General features: G+C 61.6%; 5 protein-coding genes. 4 read left to right on the forward strand and 1 reads right to left on the reverse strand.

What is annotated here, in order from left to right:
* Positions 1-120: 120 nt before the first annotated feature.
* Positions 121-399, forward strand: coding sequence for a hypothetical protein (locus FV242_RS33640; protein ID WP_246693013.1), 279 nt, complete (start codon positions 121-123; stop codon positions 397-399).
* A gap of 22 nt (positions 400-421) precedes the next feature.
* Here the strand turns inward: FV242_RS33640 and FV242_RS33645 are convergent, their stop codons facing one another.
* Positions 422-742: a hypothetical protein gene (locus tag FV242_RS33645; protein ID WP_246693014.1), complete on the reverse strand. Its 321-nt coding sequence runs from the start codon at positions 740-742 to the stop codon at positions 422-424.
* A gap of 130 nt (positions 743-872) precedes the next feature.
* On the opposite strand from FV242_RS33645, the gene FV242_RS33650 reads away from it, so the two are divergent.
* The 3 genes from FV242_RS33650 to FV242_RS35980 all read left to right on the forward strand — a co-directional run bounded on the left by FV242_RS33650 (position 873) and on the right by FV242_RS35980 (position 2,197).
* Positions 873-1,169 carry an HU family DNA-binding protein gene (locus tag FV242_RS33650; RefSeq protein ID WP_147941986.1) on the forward strand — a complete coding sequence of 99 codons (297 nt, stop codon included), beginning with the start codon at positions 873-875 and terminating at the stop codon, positions 1,167-1,169.
* 245 nt (positions 1,170-1,414) lie between these two features.
* Positions 1,415-1,657: a hypothetical protein gene (locus FV242_RS33655; RefSeq protein WP_147941987.1), complete on the forward strand. Its 243-nt coding sequence runs from the start codon at positions 1,415-1,417 to the stop codon at positions 1,655-1,657.
* Between the two features lie 285 nt (positions 1,658-1,942).
* Positions 1,943-2,197, forward strand: coding sequence for a hypothetical protein (locus FV242_RS35980; RefSeq protein WP_147941988.1), 255 nt, complete (start codon positions 1,943-1,945; stop codon positions 2,195-2,197).
* Positions 2,198-2,303: the final 106 nt, after the last annotated feature.

Consider the following 2,303-nt stretch of genomic DNA (forward strand, 5'->3'; position numbering starts at 1 on the left):
CAGGCGCAGGTAAGCGGGCTCACCTATGCTCGACGTTGAAAGCAGACTTCTCGCCTTACATGTCCCATCGGCCCATCATGGCATGTCGGCCGGGCGGCACAGTTAAGTCAACGGAGGGGAATGATCAGCGCGACCATGCGGGACAGACCCTCGACCATTGCGGACCTGCGCAAGGCCGGCCGTATCAGCAGCCAGGAGATCGTCGCGGCGATCGACGCCTACATGCGGGATCCGGCGACGGGGCCTTATCGCTTCGCCAGCGGACACAGCCTCGACCTCGCGGCCCTCGTGAGCGCTTCGCCAGCTTTCGTGATGGTGGAGCGGTCTGGGCCACATGAGAAGGGGTTTCGGACGGTGCTGGCAGCCGCCATCATGGCAGCCCATCCGATGGAACCATGATCCGCAGCGAACTACCGGTGCATCAATCGCTATCGGTGCGGTCTGATCCCTGCCGGTCCGCCAATCGCATCTCAAGCTCGTTTGCAGCGTCAGCGTATAATTCGAAGCGACGCTTCAGCAGCGCGCGCTTGGTCTCGCTCCTTTTAGTATCCATCGCCGCTCTTGCCTTGTCTGATCTGCTCCGGAACTTGGAGGCGAGCTTCTCGTAGGCGTCATTGATCTTAGTGCCGATCTTTTCGCTCTCCTCGCGTAGCGCCTGAGTATGATCGTCTGCCATGCGGGCTCCGAGATCTTCGGGCGTCATCGGCGGGACTGAACGCTTTTGTTCGGGTGAGCGAGCCATGGCATACTTCCTAAGAATGGGTTTTCAAGAACATCAGAGACCAACGGGCGGAAATGGAATTGGCCTCGCTTCTTTTGGCATGCCGAAGCACCTACGATGATGACGTTTCCTTCCAGAGGGACGAGCGATCATGATCCGATCCGACCTCGTCATCCGCATCGCGGAGCAGAACCCTCACCTCTACGCCAAGGATGTCGAGGCAGTCGTCGACGCCATCCTTGATCGCATCGGCGCTGCATTGGTGGATGGCGACCGTGTCGAACTACGCGGCTTTGGCACGTTCGAGGTCAGGTATCGGGAAGCCCGCTCCGCTCGCAACCCGCGGACTGGTCAGGCGGTGGAGGTCGAGGCCAGGACCGCCATCCATTTCCGACCTGGCAAGGCAATGCGGGTTCAGCTCAACGCCACTGCATCCGGTCCGGGATAGTAAGTTGAGCGGCTCCAGCCTGCCTCCTGTTGTGCAGGCTCCGCAGCAGTTCGACGGGCCCCCCAGCTCTTGCCCAACGCTGGATCCGAGATCGTCGGCCTAATGGTCAAGGTTAATGATCCATTAAGAGCCCTTGGGTTCAGTGGCGGAAACCAAAGGACCCCGCCCTATGATGACAGCTGGCTTCCTCGTGGTGGTTGCCGTCGCACTGAGCGCCGCAGCGGCCGGCGCGATCGGCTCGCCCGATGCTCGTGGCGCGTGAGACCGATCCCGCAGCCGTGATGGCGGCTCTGGCGATAGAGAACGCTGAGCTTCAACGCCAACTCGCGTCCGCACAGGATCTGCTCGTCGAGAGTGCTATCGAGATTGGAGACCTCCGCGTCTGCGTCGACGCGCTGCGCTCCGAGCTTGTCGAAGCACGGGGCACACGGGATGCGTGGCGGGATGAGGCTGAGCGGCTCGTGGGCTGGGACGCCCTCACGGCGTAACCGAGACCCATGTGGCCAGTACGTGACAGGCTGACTTTAGTTCTGACCCTGGTACTGTGCGCCCTCGATCCGTCAAGCTTGAACCGGCACAGTGGTGGGGTCGAACATCGATCCTGGTCCCCCCATGCTGACTTTCTCCCGCACTGCGATCATCGAGCACCGTGAGGTCATGGCTGTGCTCGTCACGTCCGGGCTATTCCTGCTCTGTCTATTACCCTTCGCATGGGTTGTCGCCTGACCCCGTTGCGACTGGTCGATTTTGGGCGGCGTAGGTATCAGCTCGGCATGGCCAAGCGCTTAAAGCAGTTGCCTCAGGATCGAGGCTCCATCCTGTTCGACATCGTATTCGAGGATGGCTCCCGGGCATCGAACCGGCGCGTGCCGATGGAGATCCTCGGCGGTCTCGACGGCGATCAGCCGGCCCGCGAACTCATTGAGCAACAGGAGGCTGCGATCGCTGGAAAGGCAGGTCGTCCTCCACGGGGGATCCAAAGCCTGACACGAACGGCTAAGCCGGAGCCGAAGCCCATTCGGGATTAGCATGCAATCTTCCCACATTTGGGTGATGCGCTCCGGCTTCAGGACGCCCGTCAGCAACCCTAGCCGTGACCGCTCGTGTCGGCCGGTCTCGGCGGCACGGATGACT

Origin of the sequence: Methylobacterium sp. WL64, from assembly GCF_008039945.1 — a bacterium.
Classification (GTDB): Bacteria; Pseudomonadota; Alphaproteobacteria; order Rhizobiales; family Beijerinckiaceae; genus Methylobacterium.